This window comes from Fructobacillus ficulneus, assembly GCF_001047075.2.
GTDB lineage: Bacteria > Bacillota > Bacilli > Lactobacillales > Lactobacillaceae > Fructobacillus > Fructobacillus ficulneus.
The window spans coordinates 38,223-42,703 of sequence record NZ_DF968001.1 but is presented as its reverse complement, the minus strand read 5'-3'; the positions used below and the strand labels follow the sequence as shown (position 1 = coordinate 42,703).

4 protein-coding genes are annotated in these 4,481 nt (G+C 43.8%); all 4 read left to right on the top strand.

What is annotated here, in order from left to right; translation table 11 throughout:
• Positions 1–758: 23S rRNA (uracil(1939)-C(5))-methyltransferase RlmD (gene rlmD, locus AOQ29_RS07930; RefSeq protein WP_083989261.1), on the top strand; the 758-nt coding region annotated here is incomplete at its 5' end.
• Positions 759–778: 20 nt separating this feature from the next.
• Positions 779–2,125: a UDP-N-acetylmuramoyl-tripeptide--D-alanyl-D-alanine ligase gene (locus AOQ29_RS03540; protein WP_061993162.1), complete on the top strand. Its 1,347-nt coding sequence runs from the start codon at positions 779–781 to the stop codon at positions 2,123–2,125.
• A 12-nt stretch (positions 2,126–2,137) separates the two neighbouring features.
• Positions 2,138–3,316, top strand: coding sequence for a serine hydrolase domain-containing protein (locus AOQ29_RS03535; RefSeq protein ID WP_061993161.1), 1,179 nt, complete (start codon positions 2,138–2,140; stop codon positions 3,314–3,316).
• Positions 3,317–3,442: 126 nt separating this feature from the next.
• The coding region (locus tag AOQ29_RS03530; protein ID WP_275936574.1) for a DEAD/DEAH box helicase at positions 3,443–4,481 on the top strand (1,039 nt) is incomplete at its 3' end.

Below are 4,481 nucleotides of genomic sequence, written 5' to 3'. Positions count from 1 at the left end.
GCCATCAATTGATGGTGGTCTTGGTAACCAATGAGGCGGAATTAGTTGATGAACCTGGGTTAGTGGCAGAAATTCAGGCGGCTTTACCAGATTTGACATCGTTAATTTTAAATTATGCTCCTAAAAAGGACTATGTTTTGCTGAGTGCGAATAACCGGGTTTTGGCCGGGCAACCCGCCATCGAAGATACTTTGTTAGGTAAGAAGTTCTTAATTGGGCCAAATTCTTTCTACCAGGTGAATCCAGTTATGACGGAAAAGTTATACCAAAAGGCCGCCGATTTAGCTGACCTAAAATCAACGGATACGGTCGTTGATGCCTATGCCGGCATTGGAACAATTGGAATTTCGGTTGCCGACCGGGTAAAAGAGGTCATCGGGGTTGAAGTTGTCCCCGGTGCTGTGGTTGATGCTAAGCAAAACTTGGCATTGAATGGTATTGAAAATGCGACCTATATTGAACGAGATGCCCCTGACCAGTTTGCCGAATGGCAAGCTGAAGGCATCCGACCGGATGTTGTTTTCGTTGATCCACCGCGCCGAGGTCTGACACCACAGTTAATTGAAAAGACGGCTCAAATGGGTCCTGACCGAGTTGTCTATGTCTCATGTAACCCCGTAACTGCGGCACGAGATGTTGCCTTGTTCTTAGACCAGGGTTATAAAGTTAAGGGACCTGTCGTTCCTGTCGATCAGTTTCCACAGACGGCCCATATTGAAACGATTACCGTTTTACAAAAAATGAACTCAGCCAAATAAAAGCTTAGGGAGACAAGCTGATGAATCTTTCTTTAAAAACAGTTGCTCAGGCAACCCAGGGGAAAATCCAAGGATTTGAAAACCCCGTGATTACTGGGGTGGCCTTTGATTCACGCCAAGTTCAACCTGGTGATTTATTTGTCGCCCTAGTTGGCGAAAATGATGGCCACGCCTACCTTGACCAGGCCAAGAAAGCCGGGGCGGTTGCCGCCCTCGTTCAAGATGACCACCAGGTTGGTGCGGTATTGCCAGCGGTCAGTGTTGCTGATACCTTGGTTGGGTTGCAGGACCTTGCCAAGGCTTATCTTGCTGAGGTTAGTCCAAAGGTTGTTGCTATTACTGGTTCTAACGGTAAAACCACTACGAAAGATATGGTGGCGGCAATTCTAGCACAAAAGTATCAAACCTTTAAAACGCCAGAAAATTTTAATAATGAAATTGGCTTACCGGTCACAATCTTATCAATGCCAGAAAATACTGAGGTTCTGGTCTTAGAAATGGGAATGGATCGTCCTGGTCAATTAACCTTTCTTTCTCAATTAGCCCGACCAGATGTGGCGATAATCACCATGATTGGTGAGGCCCATTTGGAGTTTTTCCACACTCGAGCTAATATTGCCAAAGCCAAGTTGGAAATTACAGCTGGCCTAAAATCGGGTGGTTTGCTGTTAATTCCTGCAGATGAACCACTGCTAACTGAGGCTAGTGAATTGCCGGCAGAGACGAAAACATTTGGTCCTGAACCAACCAACTGTCAAGAGACTTTAAAAGAGACTAAATTTGTTGATCAAGGTCAAAAATTTGCAATTCCTCTGCTAGGTCGGTATAATGTTAGGAATGCCCTATCAGCAATTCGTGTCGGCCAAGCTTTCGGCTTAAATTTGGAGACGATTGCAACGGCCTTGAAAAATTTTGCGTTAACAAAGAATCGTACTCAAATGCTTACTGCTCAAAATGGAGCTCTGGTTATTTCCGATGTGTATAACGCTAATCCAACAGCAACAAAAGAAGTTTTACAGGCTCTAGCACAAGAAGAAACTCAAGACTTAGTTGTTGTTTTGGGTGATATGCTGGAATTGGGTGACCAAGGTCCGGCGTTGCATGCCGGCCTAAAAGATGCGGTTTTAGCTGCTCAACCAAAGGCAGTTTACTTAGTTGGTGACTTGATGGTTAACAACTTAGGTCCAGCCCTATTAAAATCTGATTTAAGTCAGACAAAGATTTATAATTATCAAAAAAACGAAATTGACCAATTGACTGATGACCTTAATCAGCGGTTGCAGGCCAATGATTGCCTCTTTTTGAAGGCAAGTCACGGGATTCATTTGGAAAAAGTTTTAGATAAAATCATTGCCAATCAGAATTAAATAGGGGGAAGTATGCGCAAACGGGTTGATATTTTTCCCGAGAAAGTCAAATCACTTTGGGTCAAGGATCACTGGCTCGCACTGACAACGACGATTTTAATTTTAATTTGCTTCTTGGGAACACTTGCTTTATCACGGATAAACGTTGGCCCAAAACCAGTGCCGGTGGCTAAGAAAAAAGTTTTTGAAGTAACGGCGGTTAATAATTTAAAGTTAGATGTGCAACCACAGACAAAAAAAGCTCAAGAGATTGACCAGAAATTGAAAGCTAACAACTTTACTGGAACAGCTTTAGTGGTCAAAAATGGGAAAATTGTCTTAAATCAAGGATATAGCTTTGCTAATTCTGGCAAAGAGTGGCACAATAGTTCTCAGACAGTTTATCAAATTGCATCGTCAGCCAAATTACTGACGGCGATTTTAGTTGGACAGGCTGTGGACAATAAGCAGCTATCCTATGATGACCACTTGGACAAGTTTTATCCGAATGTGCCTAATGCAGGTGAAATCACAATTCGTGACCTGTTAACCATGACTTCGGGATTGCAACAAAAAGAACAACCAACGACATTTACTTCTGACGAAGACAACGCTCAGTTTTCTGCTGACCATGCTGTCTTAACCGGAACAGCTGTTGGAAGCGGTTCGGGTTGGTCGTACCAACCGATTAATTATCGGTTGCTGGCGGGGATTTTAATGAAAATCACTGGCCAGTCTTATGAGACGTTGACAAATAATTACTTTAATAAAAAGTACCACCTCAATGTTGAAAACCGTAGCCAGTTCGTTAAGGACCCTAAGGCAGCTCTGGGCTACCAAGAGGACCTGTCGATGCCAACTGGTGCAACAGAAGAAGAATACCAACGAGAAACCGGGACTGGTAACTATGCCATGTCGGCTGGAATGCTTTATCGGTTATATTGGCTCTTTTTCCATGACGAGATGGATAAGAAGCACTTGACCTTGCTGAGCCAACATTTACCTGCACATTATACCGGCGGTTTGTATCGGTATAATAATGTTTACACTTCCCATGGAATTTTTAATGGTTATGAACCATCAATTGTTCTTGGAAAGAATGGACAAGATGCTGTGATTCTTTTGGCTAATCAGTATTACCATGGGCACACCTTTGAGGGCTTATCCCATGAACTTTACCAAGTCTTAACTGGTACGATTGTACCTAGTTAAGAAACAGTCAGCCCAGCTAGACTATAAACTGCTTGGCGATTTTTTGACGTGCTGGTAGCACGTTAGTTATGCACGACCCACAGGGGTCAATGCGCGCTTATCCAGTGCGCAAAAAGGAGATTAATTTTGAAGTTTAGCGAACTCGGTTTGTCACAAGCCATTTTACAGGCCATCACTACACACGGCTATGTTGAAGCAACACCCATTCAAGAAAAGACGATTCCATTGACCTTAGCAGGTAAGGACGTTATCGGACAAGCGCAAACAGGAACTGGTAAGACAGCTGCCTTTGGTTTGCCAATCTTGGAACATATCGATTTAGATAACCCTAATATCCAAGCAGTAATTATCTCACCAACTCGTGAATTGGCCATCCAAACGGCTGAAGAATTGAAGAAGTTGGGACAAGACAAGTCAGTCAACGTTCAAGTTGTCTTTGGTGGATCAGACATCCGTGCCCAAATCAAGGGCTTGAAGTCACGTCCACAAATCTTGGTGGGAACACCAGGACGTTTGTTAGACCACATCAACCGTAAGACTGCTAAGTTGAACGGTGTTAAGACTTTGGTCTTGGATGAAGCCGACGAAATGTTGAACATGGGATTCTTGGATGACATCGAAGCCATCATTGCCCAAGTTCCTGACAGCCGTCAAACATTGTTGTTCTCTGCAACAATGCCAGAATCAATCAAGCGTATCGGAATGAAGTTCATGACTAATCCCGAATACGTACAAATCAAGGCCAAGCAATTAACGACTGATTTAGTTGACCAATTCTTTATTCGTGTTCGTAACGAAGAAAAGTTTGATGCTTTGACACGGACAATCGATATCCAAGAACCATTCTTGGGAATCGTCTTCGGCCGGACAAAGCGTCGAGTTGAAGAATTGGCTCGTGGTTTGGAAGCTCGTGGTTACCGTGCCGCTGGTTTGCACGGTGACTTGACTCAACAAATGCGTTCACGTGTCTTGGACCAATTCAAGGCTCATGAAATCAACTTGTTGGTTGCAACCGATGTTGCTGCCCGTGGACTTGATGTTAAGGACGTTAGTCACGTTTATAACTTCGATATTCCACAAGACCCAGAATCATACGTTCACCGTATCGGCCGTACAGGTCGTGCCGGAGCCGAAGGAACTTCAGTGACTTTGGTTGCGCCAAACG

Coding starts and splice junctions, on each gene's coding strand:
- AOQ29_RS03540 (WP_061993162.1), top strand. CDS start 779: ATGAATCTTTCTTTAAAAACAGTTGCTCAGGCAACCCAGGGGAAAATC.
- AOQ29_RS03535 (WP_061993161.1), top strand. CDS start 2,138: ATGCGCAAACGGGTTGATATTTTTCCCGAGAAAGTCAAATCACTTTGG.